Annotated in this window: 19 protein-coding genes and 1 other RNA gene; 11 read left to right on the top strand and 9 right to left on the bottom strand. The window is 51.5% G+C overall.

All coding sequences use genetic code 11. The features are described from left to right. Positions 1-447: 447 nt before the first annotated feature. Positions 448-1,272, top strand: a complete 825-nt coding sequence (locus H144_RS0104860; protein WP_019940916.1) for a hypothetical protein — start codon at positions 448-450, stop codon at positions 1,270-1,272. Between the two features lie 259 nt (positions 1,273-1,531). Here the strand turns inward: H144_RS0104860 and H144_RS35060 are convergent, their stop codons facing one another. Together H144_RS35060 and H144_RS0104850 are read right to left on the bottom strand one after the other, a co-directional pair. Next, the gene (locus tag H144_RS35060; RefSeq protein ID WP_374754581.1) at positions 1,532-1,738 is read right to left on the bottom strand and encodes an ABC transporter permease; all 207 of its coding nucleotides are present in this window, start codon (positions 1,736-1,738) and stop codon (positions 1,532-1,534) included. Between the two features lie 117 nt (positions 1,739-1,855). Continuing rightward, a complete protein-coding gene (locus tag H144_RS0104850) occupies positions 1,856-3,322 on the bottom strand; it encodes an MFS transporter (protein ID WP_033402425.1) in 1,467 nt (488 codons plus the stop codon). 162 nt (positions 3,323-3,484) lie between these two features. On the opposite strand from H144_RS0104850, the gene H144_RS0104845 reads away from it, so the two are divergent. Both H144_RS0104845 and H144_RS31385 read left to right on the top strand, forming a co-directional pair. Further along, positions 3,485-4,582 carry a glycosyltransferase family 4 protein gene (locus H144_RS0104845; RefSeq protein WP_019940913.1) on the top strand — a complete coding sequence of 366 codons (1,098 nt, stop codon included), beginning with the start codon at positions 3,485-3,487 and terminating at the stop codon, positions 4,580-4,582. Then, a complete protein-coding gene (locus H144_RS31385) occupies positions 4,572-5,645 on the top strand; it encodes a glycosyltransferase (protein ID WP_019940912.1) in 1,074 nt (357 codons plus the stop codon). Before H144_RS0104845 ends, H144_RS31385 begins: the two co-directional genes overlap by 11 nt. Here H144_RS31385 and H144_RS0104835 read toward each other — a convergent pair. Beyond that, positions 5,637-6,467, bottom strand: a complete 831-nt coding sequence (locus tag H144_RS0104835) for a glycosyltransferase family 2 protein (RefSeq protein ID WP_019940911.1) — start codon at positions 6,465-6,467, stop codon at positions 5,637-5,639. The two genes, H144_RS31385 and H144_RS0104835, sit on opposite strands and share 9 nt — an antisense overlap. Positions 6,468-6,805: 338 nt before the next feature. Here H144_RS0104835 and H144_RS0104825 point away from each other — a divergent pair, with 338 nt between their 5' ends. Continuing rightward, a complete protein-coding gene (locus tag H144_RS0104825) occupies positions 6,806-8,326 on the top strand; it encodes a GH3 family acyl-acid amido synthetase (protein ID WP_019940909.1) in 1,521 nt (506 codons plus the stop codon). Here H144_RS0104825 and H144_RS0104820 read toward each other — a convergent pair. The 5 genes from H144_RS0104820 to H144_RS0104805 all read right to left on the bottom strand — a co-directional run bounded on the left by H144_RS0104820 (position 8,303) and on the right by H144_RS0104805 (position 12,683). Further along, on the bottom strand, positions 8,303-8,911 hold the full coding sequence (locus H144_RS0104820; protein ID WP_019940908.1) for a hypothetical protein: 609 nt from the start codon (positions 8,909-8,911) through the stop codon (positions 8,303-8,305). The genes H144_RS0104825 and H144_RS0104820 overlap by 24 nt on opposite strands. A gap of 107 nt (positions 8,912-9,018) precedes the next feature. Continuing rightward, entirely contained in the window at positions 9,019-9,258 is a 240-nt protein-coding gene (locus H144_RS35055) for an integrase core domain-containing protein (protein ID WP_019940907.1), read from the bottom strand. A 22-nt stretch (positions 9,259-9,280) separates the two neighbouring features. Further along, complete coding sequence (locus H144_RS33140) at positions 9,281-9,703, bottom strand: hypothetical protein (protein WP_019940906.1); 423 nt, start codon at positions 9,701-9,703, stop codon at positions 9,281-9,283. Between the two features lie 212 nt (positions 9,704-9,915). Further along, positions 9,916-10,287: a transfer-messenger RNA gene (gene ssrA, locus H144_RS33685) on the bottom strand. Positions 10,288-10,388: 101 nt separating this feature from the next. Then, positions 10,389-12,683 (bottom strand): TonB-dependent receptor, encoded by a 2,295-nt coding sequence (locus H144_RS0104805; protein ID WP_019940905.1) that lies wholly within the window; start codon positions 12,681-12,683, stop codon positions 10,389-10,391. 138 nt (positions 12,684-12,821) lie between these two features. Between H144_RS0104805 and H144_RS0104800 the strand changes: the two genes are divergently transcribed. The 4 genes from H144_RS0104800 to hemF all read left to right on the top strand — a co-directional run bounded on the left by H144_RS0104800 (position 12,822) and on the right by hemF (position 16,177). Then, positions 12,822-13,196, top strand: coding sequence for a BlaI/MecI/CopY family transcriptional regulator (locus H144_RS0104800; RefSeq protein ID WP_019940904.1), 375 nt, complete (start codon positions 12,822-12,824; stop codon positions 13,194-13,196). Further along, positions 13,189-14,649 (top strand): M56 family metallopeptidase, encoded by a 1,461-nt coding sequence (locus H144_RS0104795; protein WP_019940903.1) that lies wholly within the window; start codon positions 13,189-13,191, stop codon positions 14,647-14,649. Before H144_RS0104800 ends, H144_RS0104795 begins: the two co-directional genes overlap by 8 nt. A gap of 75 nt (positions 14,650-14,724) precedes the next feature. After that, complete coding sequence (locus tag H144_RS0104790; protein ID WP_019940902.1) at positions 14,725-15,159, top strand: PepSY-like domain-containing protein; 435 nt, start codon at positions 14,725-14,727, stop codon at positions 15,157-15,159. Positions 15,160-15,265: 106 nt separating this feature from the next. Further along, a complete protein-coding gene (gene hemF, locus H144_RS0104785; RefSeq protein ID WP_019940901.1) occupies positions 15,266-16,177 on the top strand; it encodes an oxygen-dependent coproporphyrinogen oxidase in 912 nt (303 codons plus the stop codon). Here the strand turns inward: hemF and H144_RS0104780 are convergent. Next, the gene (locus H144_RS0104780; RefSeq protein WP_019940900.1) at positions 16,145-17,245 is read right to left on the bottom strand and encodes an o-succinylbenzoate synthase; all 1,101 of its coding nucleotides are present in this window, start codon (positions 17,243-17,245) and stop codon (positions 16,145-16,147) included. The two genes, hemF and H144_RS0104780, sit on opposite strands and share 33 nt — an antisense overlap. 67 nt (positions 17,246-17,312) lie before the next feature. On the opposite strand from H144_RS0104780, the gene lpxK reads away from it, so the two are divergent. Genes lpxK through H144_RS0104765 form a run of 3 tightly spaced genes read left to right on the top strand, consistent with a single transcriptional unit; the run spans position 17,313 to position 20,982 of the window. Continuing rightward, positions 17,313-18,353, top strand: coding sequence for a tetraacyldisaccharide 4'-kinase (lpxK, locus tag H144_RS0104775; protein ID WP_019940899.1), 1,041 nt, complete (start codon positions 17,313-17,315; stop codon positions 18,351-18,353). A 21-nt stretch (positions 18,354-18,374) separates the two neighbouring features. After that, positions 18,375-20,366 (top strand): putative porin, encoded by a 1,992-nt coding sequence (locus H144_RS0104770; protein WP_026350419.1) that lies wholly within the window; start codon positions 18,375-18,377, stop codon positions 20,364-20,366. A gap of 19 nt (positions 20,367-20,385) precedes the next feature. Continuing rightward, positions 20,386-20,982: a MiaE family protein gene (locus H144_RS0104765; RefSeq protein WP_019940897.1), complete on the top strand. Its 597-nt coding sequence runs from the start codon at positions 20,386-20,388 to the stop codon at positions 20,980-20,982. Positions 20,983-21,003 lie beyond the last annotated feature (21 nt).

Below are 21,003 nucleotides of genomic sequence, written 5' to 3'. Positions count from 1 at the left end.
TGGAATCGTAAACGTGTACTCAGAGTTTACCGGAACATGAACCTCAAACTGAGACGAAAGCGAAAAAGACGTCTCCTAACAAGACCCAAGCAGCCATTAGTCGAGGCCCAGACTTTGAATGACACCTGGAACGGTCCGCCGTAGCGGCATGGATTTTGTCATCGACGCGCTCAGTTGCGGGAGGCGAGTGAGAGTGCTAATTGTCATGGATGATGCTAGTAGAGAAGCACTTGCAGCATTTGCGGACTATTCGATATGCGCTACTGATACAGGTTTGAAACATTCGCGAAGCTTTCCATCAATACCTTGGTTGATATAGTGATTGAATAAATGATGCCGCTTCATTCTGGCACTGGGCAAACAAGTAGTGAAAGCAACGGAGTAAAGATGGGCATTGCATTGTCCTTTCTCATTCTTACATTGATCTGTACTTCACATTATGCATTAATGAAAACTTTCTCCCAAAAGCTGAGTTATGTATTCCTCCTCGCCGTGCCGTTCCTGGTTACGGCGATGGCCTTCATTTTCGGGCACCTTGGTTATTGGATTTACCTTCCGGGCTGGTTCCTGAATATTTTGCTCATGTTTTTGGCTGTCCGGACACTCGGACGCGTAAAAAACGAAACGGTTCGCCGCGTTGCATGGCCCTTGATCATGTCCTGGGCACCTATTTCAATTTTCGCCGGGATGGGCCCGCCGCCGGAAACCGCCGAGGGGTGGGCAGCGCTGGCATGGGAACAGCAGTTGAGATACTGCATTCTGATCGTGAGCGGTACGGGCACCACAATTGGTTTTTTAAGACTTTATGATATGCTTAGAAGCGGCCCGGGTCTGCGTTTCGCAAAGATTGGGAGGACGATGTTTGTAATTGCACTTCCGCTTTTCATCGCAAACATGGTCTACTGGGGATTTTTTCTGACGAATGTGTTTGTGAAATATTCTCAACCAGGGGCGCCCGCCAGGCCCGACTGGCTTCAAACAGTATCGACTGCCTTTACTGCTGTAAGATTGATTGAAGTAACACTGATCTACTGCGGCACAGCTGTGTTCGCTTATGCGCTAAGCAGATCGGGCCATCTAAGTCGGCTTGCCAGCCGTATATATATTTTCTTCTGTTGTTTGGGTGCGATACTAAACCTTCTGCCCGCCAGCCTCCCTGCGCCCCTCGCAATTGCCAATTATGTATCCTATATTCCAGCTATAACCCTGCTTGTGCCCTATTTGATTGGGGTGAATTTGTTGGCGAAAATAAAAAAGCATACAAATAATTGATTAACAGACTTTTAGTGGAGATACAAGGAGTCAAACCGAACACCTGACGAGACTTTTAACCCTGATTCAAAAAATAAAGTTGGAAACTTAGTAGCGATGGATAGAGTGAAAATGCTTCAATCACTTTTATCGCGGCAACGGGAGCCATCAGCGCAGCTCTGATCGTCTGAAAACTGATTGTCAATAATCCAACCAGGAAAGCGAAGGCCCCGGAGGCCACGAAAAGCCAGGGACCTAATTCTGTTTGGTACGCGTAAGACTAATGCCAGCGGTCCATCACATACCAGGAACAGCGAACCGCAATTACCAGCGCGACAGAAATCTGCCTGAGGAGATCTTTCGTCAACAAAGCAAGTATCTCGCTTACCATGGCGCCCAAAACTTTGCGTATTCCAATTTCAGCGGTTCTCCGCCTGATATTAAGTGTCGAAATCCCTACCAGCCCCAGACCTGAAAGGAAGACCACGATGCCGGTCAGCAATGCGAAAAACGCCCGGACCTGGCCTCGGCTTCATATTGCGCATTGTCATTCCGGGATAGTTGGCACTAATTCCTGAAATCCTCAATCTGTTTGCTGCCCTCCTTAATTGACGCGGCTGCTTTTGAGCATCTTGTTCAATGTTGAATGCCAGTTGATCAGCACATCGATCACAAAATAATCCCGCAAGTTGCTGCGCAGGCTGGTGCGCATAATCCTTTTTACCACACTTTTGTGAACTTCCCCGGCTTCGCGCACACGTGGCAGGAATTGCAGGGCTACCACGGCCAGCACTGCGGCAATCAGGAAAAGGAAATTCCATTCGTGCAGCAAAAGCAGCCGGAAGGATTTCTGCAAGTTTGGCCCGCTCCATTCAGCGATCACCCGCAGTTGTCTTAATGTATAGTAATCGGCCAGGTACCCGCCTACCAAGGGGGCAAGCGAGGAAAAGACCGAGGTTATGATATTTTTGACCGATAAGTAAACAATCGCCTCCCGGGAAGGGGCCAGTTTCAAACCTATGTTGGTCAGCGCGAGGTTCGTGCCCGCATTGGCCGACCCGCTCACCATATGGATGGCTGCCAGCAACGCCAGGTTTGAAACCAGGTTGGTATAAATGCCGACAAAACACCAGGCAATGACGCATGCCAGATAGAGCGGCGCAGTAATGGAAATAATCGTTTTGTTACTGTAGCGGTCGGCAAATTTGCCCCAGAAGCCAATGGTGAAAATGCTCGACAACTGGCTCAAAATCGTCAGCGGAATGATGTAGGTCATCGTCAGTCCCAGCGTTTTCAGCATAAAGACCGTGAAAAAAGGCGTCGCCAGATTTACTGCAAACAACCAGAAGGAATTGAAAACCAGCAATTTTTGAAAATTGGTGTCCCGCAGCGGTTTCACGAACATTTTCAGGATATTTTCATTGGGCAAATAAGATCTGGGCTCGGGTACCCGCGCCAATAACGTTACTGCCGCCAGCCCGGCGACACCCGCCATCATAAACATAATCGCATACACATACAGCTCATACTGGGGCGCGTGCCGGCGCATGTAGTCGATCGCGAATGCGAGAATGATGCTGAGTACCACATTCAGGATTTGGGAATTCCGGCTGCGTTTCGAAAAAAATGCACCCAGCATGTCACCTGGCACCAGGTCCTTCATCCAGGCATTCCAGCTCGGGCCGGCCACCGAGCCGAAGAAATAGTAGAAGAATAAAAAGAAAAGCAGCAGGCCAACCGGCGCCTGATCGCGAAAGAAAAACGGCATTGCGCCTAGGAGTACCATCGGGATACGCGCTAGGATGCAGCAAATTACCGAAACAGCCCTCCGGTTATTATACCTGCGGATCAGAAACACCGACAGCAGCTGAAAAATATTGGTAAATGTGGGCAAAGAAGCCAGCAGCCCGATCTGAAAATTACTCGCCCCCAGTAGGATCGCGAATGCAACCATAAACGTGCCCCCGGCAAGGGTCACCATGGCCTCGGTGGTCATCCCTTCTTTCAGAACGGTATTGAGCCCGTTCTTCACCTCCTGCTCGGTAAGGACTTCTTTTGGTTGAAGGATCACATTGCTCCGGATTGATGTTGCCGGAAGGGTTTTAAAATTCATACCAGCAACTACAGAAACACTTTGTCACCGGCACGGTTTTATTTGTCGGGCTAGCGTCGCCGACAGCACAAGCGTCTCATCAACAACCAGTCACTTCATCAAACTATACCTTTACTCAACATGAAAATTGGAATTATTGCCCACCTGAAATATCCGATCACGAAGCCCTTCATGGGCGGATTGGAGGCTTTTACCTATGACATTTGCCAACGATTGCTGGCCCGGGGCCACGATGTGCTGCTATACGCCTGTGCTGGCTCCGACCCTATCCTGAATGTGCGGCCGATCTTATGTGAGGATGATTATCAGCCAATTACCTCATCGCAGTTTACATCCCGCCAGCTGAGCACTGAATATATTTCCACACATCACGCTTACGTAGAAATGATGCAGGAAATTGATAAGGATGAGCTGGACATTATTTTCAACAACAGTCTCAATTATGTACCGATCATGATGTCGGTGCTCGTCAAAGCGCCGATGGTCACTGTACTGCACACGCCACCGATATTTGAACTAAAAAATGCGATACGTCGCGAACAGGCTTATGGGCGTGTCAAATATGTATCCGTTTCTACATCCAATGCGGAAAACTGGAAAGCGTACGCGCCTCAATGTGAGGTTATTCATAATGGGATCGATTTATCGGCCTGGCAATTTTACCCCGAAAATGAGGGCGGTTATATCATGTGGTTCGGGCGCATTCATCCCGACAAAGGATTGCACCTGGCACTAGAAGCCGCTAAACTTTCCGATAAAAAAATGAAAGTTGCCGGGGCGATCAGCGACCAGCATTATTACGAAACAGAAATTTTGCCGCGACTGGACGATTCTATCGAGCTGCTGGGGTCATGCGATCATCAAAAGTTGAATGAGCTCATCGGCAATGCTAACGTTGCATTGATCACGCCATGCTGGGACGAACCTTTCGGGCTGGTAGTGGCGGAATCGCTGGCTTGCGGGACGCCGGTCGCTGGCATCGCGAAAGGCGCATTACCCCATCTGCTCGACGCACAAACCGGCAGTTTATGCAGTGGGGAAGATATTCAGGAACTGGCAGACTGCATCGACAAGGCTTCAAAATTTGACCGGGCGGATTGCCGGAGACGGGCCGAAGAGCTGTTCGACGTGGAGAAAATGGTGGATGCCTATGAAGGTTTATTCAAGAAAATAGCCTTTGAGAGTGTTGAAATGAAGATCAGGTCGGATGTCAGCTAATTTTGCCTTCTATATCCATCACCACGGTTCGGGGCATTTGATGCGTGCGCTGGCGATCGCGTCACGTCTGACAGATGCTCAGGTAACATTTCTGGGAAGCGGGCTGGCCCGTTTCGACACCATTATTCCAAAGGAAATCCGATGTATCCACCTGCCGGAAGATGTGCCGGGTCCCGAAGACCGGTTTGCGTCCAGGATGGAAGTGGGCTTTCTGCATTATGTACCCATCAATGTTGAAAAGGTGGCCAGGCGGGCCGCGTTGATTTCGGAGACGTTGCATGCTTTGTTTCCTGTAATCCTGGTAGTGGATGTCTCTGCTGAGGTTACACTGCTGGCAACATTATGCGGGATTCCTACCGTGGTGGTCCGGCAGAATGGTGACCGGGATGATATGCCACATCTGCATGCCTATGAAAGCGCGCAGCTGCTGGTCGCGCCGTCGTCAGAGCAACTGATGAGCCCCTCTCCCTATGACTGGGTAAATGATAAAACGTTCTTTTCGGGCGGTTTTTCAAAATATTCCGGGAGAGATTGTTTTAAAAATGAAATTGAGCCAGGGGCGATCGGGATTATGGCAGGTTCAGGCGGGACTTCGCTGAATGGGACTGTTGTCAGTGCGCTGGCAGAGCAGTGTCCGGACAGGTGCGTCCATGTGATCGGCAACATTCCTGGAACAAAACATATCCCCGCAGCAAATGTCATTTTTCACGGACAGCTTGACGACCCGGTTACTGTACTTTCCAAATGCGAAATTGTCGTCGGTAATGCGGGCCACAACACCGTAATGGAGATGGCCGACCTGAGGAAAAAATTCATCTGCATACCCGAAGAACGGCCGTTTCAGGAGCAGCTCCGCAAGGCAGCCTTATTAGAAAAAAATAAAATGGCGGTGGTTGTTCATCCCCCGAACCTGGAAAATGTAGCCTGGGGGAAAATCATCGGGCAGGCAGATAACCTGTCGGAAAATTGCTGGGATGGTGTGATCGCCAATACGGCCCTGGAAGACATTTCAAAACGGCTCCACGCATTATGGGATAAGAATTTTCATCAAAGATCAGTTTGATTTAAGTGCCGCTTGAATCAAACTGTCATCTGGCTTACGCAAAATCCGGATCTCATCAGCCTCCCATTTGATGAGCCCTGCATTTTCAAATTTCCGTAGCCAGCCATCCATCGGCCATAGATTCCATTTTTCAAAAAAAGTCCTGGCGTTCATCAGAATATCTTCAAAATGGTTAAGCGGCGGATCGTAGCTGGGGTGGTACTGGTGATATGCCATTGCGTCGACAACGCCAAGCGAAATGCCACAAACTCTGGCCGCAAACCCAAAATCGGTATCTTCTGCCCCATACCCGGTGAAGCGCGTATCAAAGCCGCCAATCCGCTCGTAGGTGCGCCTGCTGCAAGCGAAATTCAGCGACCAAAAAAGCGCATGGCTGATTTGCTCCAAATTACCCCTCACCGGGTCGGGCGAACTTAATTCCATCAATTTGGAAAGAAAATCACTTTCCCTTGTTGCCTCTGGCCGGAGGTACCTGACAGGCCCGATCCAAAGGTCGTCAGACTGCCGATGCGCGTTCAAATACCTCTCCACCAATTGCGGCGATGGGATACAATCCACATCCAGAAATATCATAAACGGGAATTCAGCTTGCTTGGCAGCAAAATTCCGGGCGGCGGCAAGCGGTAATTTTTCTAACGAAACAAATTCAAAAGCACGAACAGGAAAATATGGAGAAGTAAGCTGGCTTGCCGGCTCGTTCATATTTACGATTACAAGCTCGGCAGGATAGAGGACAGACTTTTCCAGGCCACGAACCAGGTTTTCGAGCGCGTCCGACCGGGATTTGACGATGGTTAAAACAGAAATGGCAGCTTGGTTCACTATCGCTTTCGAAAATTGTTTTTTGCACAGGTAATAAAAAAAATCTATACCAAGATCGAGATCAGGCCAATTTCAATTATTTTAATTTAAGCTACTTCCATGGCACGATATTGGCCTAAGCATGGATCAAAACAAACCAGGCGGTTCCTGCCGCTGTTTGGGAAAGGGTGGTTCTGGAAATTTCTCGGTAGGGTCCTTTTTTAATGTTTTCGACTCCTGGTTTTTAGTTTTCAGGTCTGATGTAATTTGGTTGACCCGTCTGGCAATAAAACCATTCCCGTTTGATGGCATAGGTTTTTGAAAGGTGCTGAGTAAAAGCTTAACCACTCAACGAATTTATGGCTGTTATTGGCGACCTGATCAAAAAAGCCCTGGACATTACGGGAAAGATCATTAGCGAACCGCATGCAAATGCTGCTCAAAAGGATGTTTTACGAAACATGCTCGAAAATGCGCGCTTCACCGCTTTCGGGAAAAAATACCAATTTTCTAAAATCCTTGCTGACGAAGATGTTATCAGGTCATTCCAGGAAAAGGTACCCATCCACGACTATGACAAAATATATAACGAGTGGTGGCATTATTTGCTGGAAGGTCACCAGAATGTAACCTGGCCGGGAGGTCAGCAATATTTTGCGCTTAGCAGCGGGACAACCAGCGCCAGTAAATCCATTCCGGTTACTGAGGATATGCTTTCATGCATCCGCAAGGCCGGGATTTCGGAAATCACCAATATCGGTGCATTCGATTTGCCCGGCGACTTTTTTACCCGGCAAATACTCATGCTCGGCAGCAGTACCAATTTGATCGGGCAGGATGATTTCCTTTTGGGCGAGATCAGCGGGATCAGCGCGAGCAACCTGCCGGGCTGGTTTGGCAGCTTTTATAAACCAGGGCTGGAAATTGCATCGATCACCGATTGGGACGAAAAAGTAAAAAGGATTGTAGAGGAGGCGCCAAACTGGGATATCGGCTGTATTTCTGGCATTCCTTCCTGGGTGGAATTGATGTTAAAAGAGATCGTCAGCTACCATAAGCTCACTAACATCCACGAAATCTGGCCGGGACTGGCAGTGTATACCACTGGCGGTGTCGCTTTTGAACCCTATCGAAAAAGCCTGGAACGCCTCTTCGCGCATCCTTTGGTTTACATTGATACCTACCTGGCTTCCGAAGGCTTTATCGCCATCCAGAAGCGACCGGACACGATGGCCATGGCGCTTTTCCCGGACAACGGCATCTTCTATGAGTTTGTACCATTTTCACCTGATTATGTCGACGATGAAGGTCTTATAAAACCTGGCGCGCCGGTCTGTTCATTGGCCGACGCATCTGAGAATGTGGAATATGTACTGCTGGTTACCACTGTATCTGGCGCCTGGCGCTACATGATCGGTGACACAGTGACCATCACAGACAAAGCGAGGGCCGAGATCAGGATCACGGGCCGGACCAAGCAATTTTTGAATGTGACCGGTTCCCAATTATCTGTGAACCAGATGAATGACGGCCTACGGGTGATCGAGCAGGAATTTGATGTGATAATCAAGGAATTCATTGTGGCTGCCGTGCACCGCGGCGATGATTACGTTCACAAATGGTTCCTGAGCTGCGATAAACGCCCTGACGCTGTTCAAGTGGCAGAAGCGCTCGACAAGACCTTACAGGAAAACAACAAAAATTACAAAGTTGCCCGCAGCCGGGCATTGAAAGGTGTGGAAGTACAGCTGATACCAGAAGAAATCTTTTACAAATGGAGTGAGGAAACCAAGAAAAAGGGCGGACAGGTAAAAATCCCGCGGGTAATGAAAGAGGAAGCTTTCCTGGAATTTGAATCATTCGTGGCGGGCCAGCCCTGACGGGTTGCCCTGGGCTTCCAAAGCTCGCACCTGGGCCACAATGTCATCTGGGGAAAGATAGAGGCGCGCGATCTTCTGCTTGTATTTTTCAGGCAATGCTGCGTGGTCAAGGATAAAATATTTGGTTTTAAGAATGTAGTTGCCCAGTCCGTGGTTGACGGCGAAGGTATCCGCTACTCGCTCCGCATTCTTTACAAATGACGAAGAAAACAAGTATCCTGCTCCGAAGCGCAACATTCCCCACAGGTTGCGCTGCTCGTAATCCATGATGTGTCCCAGCTCATGCCCTATCCACCCGATGAGAATATCAGACGGAACCTGGCGAATGGGGATGGCAGTGTGGGTAAGGCGGAACAAGGCACTGATATTGATCCTGTATTCGCGTGCAGTGCCGAACATGGTCGTAATAAGCGGCTGCGCCTGCATGACCGAGCCTTTGATCCGCTGCTTGAACACAAACCGGATTTTCACGGGCACCAGGGAAGGATAAAAAGAAAGCGCCCGCAAAATTTCCGCTTCGAGCACCTGCGGGATTACTTTGTTGGCCTTGAATGCTTCATAATGTTCAATATCGGTTTCCTCCATTGATACTTTGCGTTTTGCCGCCATAAAAACTGCTCTTTGTGCTGCTTTTTTCAAGGCTGTATGTAGTCAAACCAACTCGGACAACAGCTTAGAGCGTATTTTCGGGTTTATAAAGCTATAAATATTTGGTTTAGATACTGAATTTTCCGCTGCTTGAGGGTCTGAGTTTTGATCTGTTCCCTTCTTTTCAAAATGAGCGCACCCCGACCAACATAGACATTAGCGGGCGTCAAGTTGTTCAAGGACCCGTGGTACCGCTGGTTGTTATAGCGGTCTACGAATTGGCCGATTGCCTCCCTTAGCTGGTCTGGATGGAGGAAATTTTCAAGCTTGACGACATTTTTCATAGTGCGATGATAACGCTCAATTTTACCGGCACCGGCCGCCCGGCTGGGTCTGGGGATGGGCCGGCCTACCGTGCACCTGCTGCATTTGAAGCGTATTTTTCAGATATTCGCCCAGTTCGCTGGATATGTAACACGCTCCGTTATCTGACAGTAACTTAGGTTTGGCTTTGGTTTTAATACGCGTCTTTTTTACGGCAAGCTCAACGGTCCTTTTCAGATCGTCATACCGCAAAAACAGGTCTGCCACCATTTCTTTCAGTCGGGCGTTTTCCTTTCGTAGGTCACTGACTTCGTCGGTCGTGGCTTCACGCGTCAGGCCCCTAAAAGGGACGAGTTCGGGACCATTTTCGGTCTCTGGAAATCGGTCCCGAATTCGCCCCTTTGCTTTTGTCAGAAAATGAATAATTTGATGTATCGAGCAGAAAATAAAGAGCCCGCAAATCATTGATTTACGGGCTCTTTAAAATATTCGATTGTAACAGTGCGGAAGCGAAAGGAGCCGAACAATTTCCACAAATCACTAATAATCAAACACTTAAATACCCGTAAAATTCATCTTCCTCGAATTCGCCCCTTTGGCCAGAACTCGGAATGGTGGGAAAAAGCAAAAGCCCGTAAATCAATTTTACGGGCTTTTGAAAGATTTGATTATTACTCTGGTGGAGATGCGGGGATTCGAACCCCGGTCCAGAACAGGGAAAACCTGCGCCTTCTACATGCTTATCCGTGATTAGATTTTCGAGCCAGACAAGGTGCACGGCGGACCCGCGTCTAAGCCTTAGATACTAGGGTCTCGTTGGTTTTACGCATCAATATACCAACCAGCGCTGCGGTTCGACACCTCTGGACCCACCCGGCAGCACGTGAGGTGGAGAGATGATGGCATTTGCTTAATCCTCCGGATTAGGCAGCCATGGCGTAAGTAGATTCGCCAGTTATTGTTTGAGAATATTATTTCCGGGAGGTACTCTCAACTCCCGACATGCTTACACACAAGCCCTCAGCCCGCTGTCAAAACCAGTCACCCCCATTTGGTAGTGCAGCTTCGGACAAAGCCAAAGTTTGATTGCAGAATGGTTACAATTATAAAATGCAGAAAGTTCAGCGGGGCGTAAAAGTTTTTTCGTGCATCAAAATTCCCACCGGTAGCTCAGCACCGGGATCAGCCCCAACTGCTTCTGTTTCACAATCTTCTGCTGAAATGCATCGTAGTAGCTGAATGCCTTGTTTTTTGTGCCCGAAACATTCTGCAAATCCAGCGCGAGCGTCGTGCTGTATGACGCCCGGCTTTTTTTGAGGTAAATGCGCAGGTCGGGGCGGAAGTAGTCTTTCAGTTTCAATGCAAATGGATCGCCGGTCACGTATACCGTTTGCTGGCCGGTTTTGGAGGCTTCGAGATCTATCGGCGTCTCGCGGAAGCCGCCGAGCCAGAGAATTTTGGTATTGACCCCCAAAATGCGCGCGCCGGATTTGAACTCCTTTCCGCCGGTAAAACTGAATGTATGCCGGCCATCGAAACGGCCTTTCCTCCATTCGTTGCCGCCCGTCAGGTACCGGGCGCTGTATACCGAGCCGGCTACCACCATGTAAAAATCGCGGCTGAGCAGCTGCTGGTAGGTGGCTTCCAATCCGTAGTTGCGGCCTTTTCCGGTGTTCATCAGGCCGGTGCTCACCCGCGTTTCGATCAGGTTCAAGGCCGAAAAATCTTCACCATTGGTCGGCACATCCAAATGCTCCTGCCAGTAAGCCTCGATTTTCAGGCTGTTGCTTTTACGGAAATCACGCTGGTAACCCGCTACGAAATGATGTACCCGGGCCGGCCCCAGGTTGGGATTGCCGGAGAAACCGGTGACGGAGAAACCGGCCGCATACAGCTGCGCGAGCGGCAGCTGGCTGTGCAGGCCGTAAGAGAAGGTCAGTTTCTGGCTGTCCGTCACCTGCCAGCGCAATGCAGCGCGCGGTTCGAGTGTACGGTGCGTATGGGCACGCCAGAGATCCACTTTGCTGACGCTGGCCGTCAGCCCGACCTCGCCCGTCAGTCCCGGCGCGATCGGTACCGTCCACTCCGCGAATGGTTGAAATAGCCTGGATTTGAACTCCTCATAGGCGTACAACGGCGCGAGGCGGTCGTACTGAAACGTCAGGAAAGCCCCTATTTTAAGCTTTCCGCCGCCGGCAAAACGGTAGTTGAAAGTCATATTCCCCGTCGCCTTACTTTTGGTCAGCGAATCGTCCTCGATGGGGAAAGCGTACTCGACGGTATTGGTATCGCCTTTATAAAATGCCCGTGAAGTTTGCAGGCCGGACATCACGAACGTCGTATTGAGCACTGCCCGGCGCCCCAGGGGTAGCGCATGCGTTACGCCCGCCGCGCCCATTTTGTTCTTATAAATGATGTGATGCGAATCTTTATAAAACTCCCATTTGGTCGAGTCCGGCTCGGGCTTGAATATGTTACTGCTGATGCCGCCCAGCCCGAAGACAGTCAGATTACCGCCTTTTTTCAATGGAAAATTCAAATTGAACGAAAGGTCCTGGAAACGAATGTCCTCGCCGCCGAAATTGACGCCCATTGCGCCCAGCAGGCCGGTGAACGAGTAGCGGTAATTAACCAGGTATGAGGCTTTTGAACGCTTCGAAAATGGCCCTTCGGCAGCAATATCAAGACCGATCAGTCCCGCCTGCGCCGTAAACTCGTGCCGCTCGTCATTCCCTTTGCGCAGCCGCATATCCATCACGCCCGCCACGGCATTGCCATATTGCGCCGGAAACGCGCCATTGAGGAAATACGAGGTTGCCAGTAGTTGCGTGCTCAGGATATTGACGCCCCCGCCCGCGGAAGTAGGCCGGTCGCTGAACGTCCCCGCGTTCGACAAATGGTTGGGGTTCACGATCTCCACCCCTTCCAGCCGCCATTGCATGCTGTTGGGCGAGTTGCCGCGGATCACGAGACCGTTGGCCTGGTCGTTGGCTGCCGCGACGCCCGCGAACGACGTGGCCACGCGCGCCGGATCGAGGTAGGTAGCGGCATAACGCAGCGTTTGCTCCGCCGTAATGGCCTGTACGCTGTTAAATGCCGGCGGCCTGCTGCCAGATACCGTCGCTTCCTGCAACTGGCGGCCGGTAGCGGCCAGTCGCACCTCTTGCACATTTTCCTTACCCGATTCGAGCAGGATCTCGGAAATGACCAGTGTCTGATACCCCACAAACGACACCGTCAGCGTGTGCCTGCCCGTTTCCACGCCTTCAAACCGGAAACTACCTGCATCGTCGGTCACGCTTCCCTGGCCGTCGAGCTGCACGGTGGCTTGCGCGAGCGGCAGGCCGGTGTCGGCATCTTTGACGTTCCCGCGTACGACAGACCGGAATTGCTGCGCGTGGATAAGCGTGGTAGAAAGCAGGATCAGTAAAAATGTGCGGATCATAGGATTGTGAGAGTGACACTTAAAAACTATCAGTGACAAAAATAGTCCGAAACGCTGCATGAAATATTTTTATTTGTCAATTTTAATTCTACATTTGTAGAGTACAATATGCAATTGTAGAACAAAGCGCAAATAGTCATGGCACTAAGTAAAACCGAAGAACAGCTCATGGAATACCTCTGGCAAAAGGAAAAGGTATTCATGAAAGACCTCATCGAATGCTTTCCGGACCCGAAACCGGCCACGACCACCGTGGCTACGCTGCTGAAACGCATGCAGGACAAGGGTTTCGTCGCGTACACGCTCTACGGCAACTCGCGCGAATATTATCCATTAGTGAAGAAGAGCGACTATTTCTCCAAGCAGGTGAACGGGATCATCAAAAACTTCTTCAACGACTCTGTGGCACAGTTCGGATCGTTTTTTGCGCGGGATACGAGCATGACGACCAGCGAGTTGGAGGAATTAAGAAACATTATCGACGAAGAAATCAAACGCAAGCAAAATGGTTAGCTATCTCATCAAATGCATCGTCTGCTCGGGCATCTTACTCGCGGTGTACCATTTCCTGCTGGAACGGGAGAAGATGTTTCGTTTCAATCGGTTTTACCTGCTGGCAGCGATGGCATTCTCACTGCTGGCGCCGCTGGTAACCATTGAAATGCCGCCGCAAATGGCGCAGGAAGTAGTGACAGTCAGTCGGGTTGTGCAGCCTTCGCACATGACTGCCGCCAACGACTCGCCTCCGCCCGGTCCCGCACAAGAAAGTACGACCCTGCCCGATTGCCTGCCCTGGCTGCTGTACGGGCTCGTCGCGACTGCGCTGCTGACGCGAACGGGCATGCAAATGCTTGCGATGCTTCGGGCCAGGTCCGGTAGCCGTATGGTCCCGTTTAAAAGTGTAAAACTCGTGCTCACGCCGAGAGACATGCCGGTTCACAGCTTTTTCAAATTCATTTTTTTACCTCAAAAAGCATTTGATACCCAGGCTATCCCAAACGAAATACTCACCCACGAGCTTGCCCATGCCAGGCAAATGCATTCAGCCGATATCGTCTTTACAGAGCTGCTTATCGCATTATGGTGGTTCAACCCGCTGCTCCTGCTCTACCGACGCACCATCCGCCTCAACCACGAGTACCTGGCCGACGACTCGGTGCTGGCCGGCGCGACGGATGTAAAAGCATACCAGTTGCTGCTGCTCGACACGCTCCTGGCACAGCGTGCCACGGCGCTTGCCAGTTCCTTCAATTATCCTTTCACCAAAAAACGATTAGCCATGATGACTACCACCATTGATCTCCGCATCCAGTTTGCCAAAAAACTTGTCGTTGCACTGTTGCTGCCGGCACTCGCATTCGCCCTGGCTGAAAAAACCTATTCGCAACAGCCCATCTCGAAGCCAGCGCCGAAACTGGAAAAGAAAGTGGAAATCACCCCTGTTTCCGCAGAAGTCTCCGAAGCGGAAATGCAGCAATTCTTCGCCACGATCGAGCAAAACACCCGGGTAGTAAAGAATGGAAAAGGCCGCACCGATTTTCACATCAATCCATCTCCGGAAGTCGAAAATGAGCTTTATGCCGTGTATGAGCGGATGAACGACTCGCAGAAAGCGCAGATCAAAGCCAAAAAAATCATGCTCTTCCGGATGGATATCCCCGTCAAAAAGGCACCTACGCCGGAAATTTTCGAGAACTGGAAACGCGCCGATGTTTTCGGGATCTGGCTCAACGGCAGGCACGTACCCAACTCCGCATTGAACAAATACAAATACTCGGACATCGTGGAATATGACCTGAGCAAGCTCTACGGCGCGGCATTGAAAGGCAGAAGCTACAAATACCAGCTCGAACTGACGACGAACGAGCATTTCGATAAAACCTACGAGCAGCGCGTCAACGACCGCGTATTTATCGTGCGCGAGGGTTGGTATAACCCGAAAGAAGCGCCGAAAAAGGGAAAATAATTCGGACCGCATAGGGGCAAACGCCAGCTCGGTTGTCAGGATCAAAACAACTACTCAATCTAACTGACAACAATTATGAAAAAACTGGCATCTCTCCTGGCTTTTTTGCTCTTCGTGGTAACGGCTTGCGACAAGGAAAAAGTGGTCGACGAAGCTGATCTGCCGGTCAATGCGAAAGACTACATCGAGGCCCATTTCCCGACCGCGCGCATTTCGCAGGTGGTGCGCGACCGCGACGACCTCGAAACCAGCTACGACGTGATCCTGGACAACCAGGTAAAGCTCGAATTCGATAAAAAAGGTGATTGTTACAGCATCGAAAGTCGGCGTACCGAAAAGCTGCCCGACACCGTGATCCCGCTGAAAGTGCTCGAATATGTGCAGCAGAACTACCCGGACGCGTTCATTACCGACTGGGAAAAGGACCGCACCGACCAGGAGATCAGGCTATCGAACAACAAAGAGCTGGTCTTCAACCTCGCCGGCACATTCCTCCGCATCGACGACTAATGGGTGTTTTATATTGAAAAGGGGCAGGGCACAAGTCCTGCTTTTTTTATGCCCTCCGAGCGCTATTTATCGTACTTTTGCGCCCAGTTAGCATTGATTACCGCGTATGACAGTTGAAAATATAGAATCGTTTTTCAAGGATTTACAGGACCGCATTTGCGCAGCTATTGACACCACCGACGGTACCGCGCGCTTTCACGAAGACCTCTGGCAGCACCACTCGGGCGGCGGCGGGCGGACACGCCTCATCCAGCATGGCGCAGTGATCGAGAAAGGCGGTGTGAATTTTTCGAGCGTCAAAGGCGAAGTACACCCGCGGCTGCTCGCGCAGATGAACCTGGCCGAGGGCGAAAGCCACCAGTTTACGGCCACGGGCGTGTCCATCGTGATGCACCCGCGTAACCCGCACGTGCCCATCATTCACATGAACGTGCGCTACTTCGAGCTCGACAATGGCACCTGCTGGTTTGGCGGCGGCATCGACCTGACTCCGCATTATGTCGTGGAGGAAGACGCCCGCGCATTTCACCAGGCATTGAAAACCGCCTGCGATCAACACCACGCAGATTTTTACCCCAAATTTAAAAGCTGGGCGGACGATTATTTTTTCATCCCGCACCGCAACGAAACCCGCGGCATCGGCGGTATTTTCTTCGATTACCTCAAACCGGACATGCCCGGTAACGGCCAGGGACTGTCGAAAGCGCAGCTGTTTGCATTCGTGCAGGAAGTAGGAGAAAGTTTCGCGCCCATTTACACGGCGTTGATGCGGAAATACGCGGATAAGCCATTTACCGAAACACAGAAACAATGGCAATACCTGCGCCGGGGCCGCTATGTGGAGTTCAACCTCGTATGGGACCGCGGCACGAAGTTCGGCCTGGAAACCAATGGCCGCACGGAGTCTATTCTGATGAGTTTGCCGCCTCAGGCCAACTGGGAGTATAATTTCATCCCGGAAGCCGGGACGCCCGAGGCTGAGACCTTAGGCTGGCTCCGCAAGGGCGTGGCCTGGTAATTCCCAGGCAACCTCTTTGCGGTAGTACAAATGCCCGTTCTCGACCGTGAGCGGCGACTCGAAATTATTGGTATACAGCTGCCCGGTGCCAAGCCCTTGCGGCAGTGGATTGCTGAACCTGGCCGTGTACTGCGCGATGGCATTCAGCCCGATATTCGATTCCAATGCAGAAGTGACCCACCAGCCGATATGCAGCCTGTTCGCGATCTCGATCCATTCGCTCGTGGCTGTAAAGCCTCCCAGCAAGGTCGGTTTCAGGATAATGAACGGGGGCATCAGCTTTTTAAGCAATGCAAACTTGTCGCGGTAGGCCGTTACGCCGATCAGTTCTTCGTCCAATGCCACCGGCATGGGTGAAGCGGCGCAGAGTTCGGCCATCAGTTCGTGCTGGCCGGCTTTTACCGGTTGTTCAATGGAGTGCAGGTCAAACGCAGCGAGGCGTGCAAGCCGCTCCCGTACATTTTCTGCTGTAAACGCCCCGTTGGCGTCCACGCGCAGGGTAATGGTGTTTTTATCAAATCGCTGGCGAACCGCTTCCAGTATCCGGCATTCCTCGTCGAAATCGATCGCGCCTACCTTCATTTTCAAAGTCGTGAAACCCTGTGACAGCTTCTCTTCCACCTGCGCCAGCATATTGTCGTAAGAACCCATCCAGATCAGCCCGTTCATCAGAATGCCTTCATTATTGCCGGAAAAGCCGTTTTTGAACAGGATACGTTGGCCTCCGTTCATGATATCGAGCAAGGCCATTTCAATGCCGGCGCGAATGGACGGCCGGTTTTCGGGAATGAGCTGTTCGAGTATAATGCCTAGGTTGAAAGGAAAAACGTCGAGATCGAGCTCGTTGAAAATGCTGCAGACATTGGCCAGCTGCGCTTCAAAATCAGGCACGTCGTCCACACTCAGGCCGGGCAGCGGCCCGCATTCGCCATAGCCGGAAACGCCCGGTTTTTCGGAGTCGGTGACGATGACGATCCAGGATGTTTTTTGTGTAAGTACCCCGCGAGAGGTGCCCGCTTCCTTGCGAAAGTGAAGCGTATGTGGCTTATACACAATTTTTAACGGCATGATTTTGCGGTGTCAGATTTTAAAAGGGGCACAATATTAGACAAAATTTACGTAATTATGCACCAGGATGAAAGAGCTGCCCTGGATAAAAAATGCATTGCTGCCCCTCTCGTGGCTATATGGCAGCATCACCGACATGCGCAATTTCCTGTTCGACAGCGGCATCCTGCATTCCCGAAAAGTACCGCAAAAAGTGATCGTCGTCGGCAACCTCACCGTCGGCGGAACCGGCAAAACGCCCGTCATCGAATACCTTACCAGACTGTTTTCCCACCAGGTACCCGTCGCGATCCTCAGCCGCGGCTACGGGCGCGCGACAAAAGGCTTTATAGAAGCGGATAGTAATGCCACGGCGGCAACGGTCGGCGACGAGCCCTTTCAGTTTTATACCAAATTCAATCGAAAAGCCATTGTAGCGGTGTGCGAAAAACGGGTGGACGGCGCTTTGAAGCTCCACGAAAAGCATCCGGACATTCCCCTGCTACTGCTCGACGATGCATTCCAGCACCGTGCCATCCGGCGCGACGTGAACATATTGCTGAACGACTATAACCGTCCTTTTTACAAAGACCACCCCTTCCCTGCCGGCCGCCTGCGCGAAAGACGCCGTGGAGCAAAAAGAGCGGACGCCGTGATCGTCACCAAATGCCCGGAAGGATTAGGCATGCAAGAAAAGGAAAATATCCGCGCAAGCATCGGCGCCTGCACGCGCGAGGGTGTACCGGTTTTCTTCGCCACCACCCGCTATTCGGCACCGGTGTCGTACGAAGGCCTGCCTGTTCAGTTAAAGAATGTTAAAATGGCGGCCGGCATCGCAAATCCGGCGCCGTTCGCTGCATATCTTACCACACGGTTCGTCGTTACAGACCAGAACGTCTTCCCCGATCACTACAATTACACGTCCGGCGACGTCGAAGACCTGATTAAGAACTTAAAAAACGATACTTTTGTCGTTACGACTGAAAAAGACATGGTCAAATTAAAACCGTTGGTTGCTTCAAAAGGCTGCGCAGACCGCTTTGCGTACATTCCCGTTTCCGTGGATTTCGGCAGCGACGAACCTGCCTTTGCGCAATGGGTCACTTCACAGACCGGTAACGGGTTTTAACCGCAGAATGTAGTTTCCTCTATGAGAATTGTTTTATATAGCTTCCTGTGTGTTTTATGCAGCTTACTCCTCACCCTACCCAATGCTTATGGACAGGTGAAGCTGCCAGGAAATATACGGATGCCGGGCGGCGGGGGTAGCGGAGGCGGTTCACGCGGCGGCGGCGGAGGCCAGGCCATTCTGGATGATAGTACCAAAACGATCTACGGCCCGCAAACGACCCTGCACTTCTACGAACACGACATTTTCAACAACCGTGATTCGGTACGGTACCGTGTGGACACCGGGCTCACCAATTTCCACCGCTGGATGCCGATGGATAAGGCCTGGGGTAAAATGGCCGACCTCGGAAACCACGTGACAGCCTCCCGGAACCTGTTTTTCCAGCCCCGCGAGGAGATTGGCACCCAGCTGGGCCTGCGCGCATATGACGCCTATGCGATCAAACAGGACGAGGTGGCCTATGTGGACACGAAATCGCAGCACACTGAACTGGATTTTATGTCGGGGCCGAGGAAAACTTCGCTCGGGACATTCGCTTACACCCAGAACGTACACCAGCGGTTCAACTTCGGGATACGGGGTACCAGGCTTACTTCGAACAAAATATACGGCTTCGCCAACACCATCAGTTCGAGTTCCGCCGCATTGCTGGGCCAGAACTGGACATTCCTGGCGCATACCAGCTTTTTTTCCAAGAACAAGAAATACCTTATCCTCGCCAATTACCGGCACCTGAACATGCGCGTACGCGAGCAGGGCGGCGTGATACCCAATGTCGAAAACGGCATTACCGACCCCTATTCCTATGACGGCGCGGCGAAAATCAGCGACAACGCCAATTCCTGGGAGCGGCGGCATGTGTTCCATGTATACCAGCAGTACCGGCTCGCGAATGGCTTCCAGGTGTTCCAGCAGGCGGATCTGCAAAGCGTGATCGACCATTATACCGACCTCCAACTGGCCCGCGGGCTGGAAAAGGGCATCTACCCGGCGGCCCGCTTCGATTCCACGCAAACGCGACAGGACATTTACTACCGGCTGTTTGATAACAAATTCGGGATCAAGGGTTTTTATGAAGGCTTCAATTATCGGGCTTATGTGCGCCAGCGGTTTTACGGCATGCGGGGCGGGGCACAGTCGGCCAATGAAAAGGGCGATCCGTTCCTGACCTACCGGAGCGGCCTGAAATTTGATAACATCATCGGCGCGTGGCTGGGATACTATCTCAAAGATTCCGTGCAGTACCTGACCGCCGAGGCCGATCTGAACCTGGCCCGGAACGTGGAATATCGTTTGAAAGGCGAGCTGAACACCCGCTGGGGTAAGGCCGGATTCCAAAGCATCCAAACGGCGCCCGATCTACTCGTGCAGCGTTACATCAGCAACCATTTCGACTGGCGGACCAACTTCGACCCGACCAAAGTCCAGACCATTTACGCGTCGCTGGCTTTGAAAACGAAGAAAATCGAGTTCGTTCCCGAAGCCCAGATCCACCAGATCAACGACTACATTTATTATGATACCGCCGCCGTGCCGCGCCAGCTCAATGCAGGGTTCCGGTTGCTGCGCGTAGGTTTCAATTCCGGCATTCATCTGAACCGCTGGAACTTCACAACAATGGGTTTCCTTACGCTGAACGACAACAAGGATGTAATCCGCATTCCGACCGTGTTCGCGAGCGGCGAGGTTACTTTCGATTTTACCTATGCCAAAGTATTGTTCATCCAGCTCGGCCTCGCGGCGCGCTACCGCTCTTCCTACCTGGCCGACGCCTATATGCCCATTACGCAACAGTTTCATTTACAGGACAGTACAAGTCTGAATGCAAACGTAGTCGTGGACGGTTTTGCCAATGTACGGATCAAACGCGTACGGTTATTCTTTAAAATGTCTTACCTTAACCAGGGAGGCAGCTTCGGCCTTTTCCCGAAAGGATACTATGTTACGCCCGGATACCTCGGCCTGGCCCGGTCCTTTTCGTTCGGGATCAACTGGCCGCTGTTCGACTAGCTGAACAAACACTGGATTTATGGCAACATCACTCACTACGCTCGGGCTGGAACTTCCCACCGATCCCCGCTGGACCGACATTGCCGCCATGCAGATCGGCGATGTGCTGATAGACCACGCGTATTGCGAGCAGAAGGCTGCGTCGAGCTGCATTTCGCTGATCGTGCATTATCCCGACAAGGCGCTGATGGTGGAAACCCTGACGCCCATCGTAGCCGAGGAATGGGGCCATTTTCAGCGGGTCTTGAAAGAATTGAAGAAAAGAAATATCCCGCTCGGCCGGCAGCGGAAGGACGAATATGTAAACCAGCTGTTGCAGCTCATTACCAAAGGAGATAATGAAAAAATGTTCCTCGACCGGCTGCTGATCTGCGGGCTGATCGAGGCGCGGAGCTGCGAGCGGTTCAAGCTGCTTTCGGAGAACCTGGAAGACGAATCGCTGCAAAAATTTTACCGCGAACTGATGGTCTCCGAGGCAGGGCATTACCGCACATTCCTCGAACTCGCCGAAACCTACATGCCTGCCGACAAGGTACGCGCACGCTGGAAAGAGCTCCTGCATGCCGAAGCGGCCATTATGCAGTCGCTTAGCCCGCGCGGGGACCGCATTCATTGATATAAAAGTACTTACATTCCG

Source organism: Dyadobacter beijingensis DSM 21582 (assembly GCF_000382205.1).
In the GTDB taxonomy this organism is placed as follows: domain Bacteria; phylum Bacteroidota; class Bacteroidia; order Cytophagales; family Spirosomataceae; genus Dyadobacter; species Dyadobacter beijingensis.
This window is presented reverse-complemented; position numbering and strand designations above follow the sequence as displayed.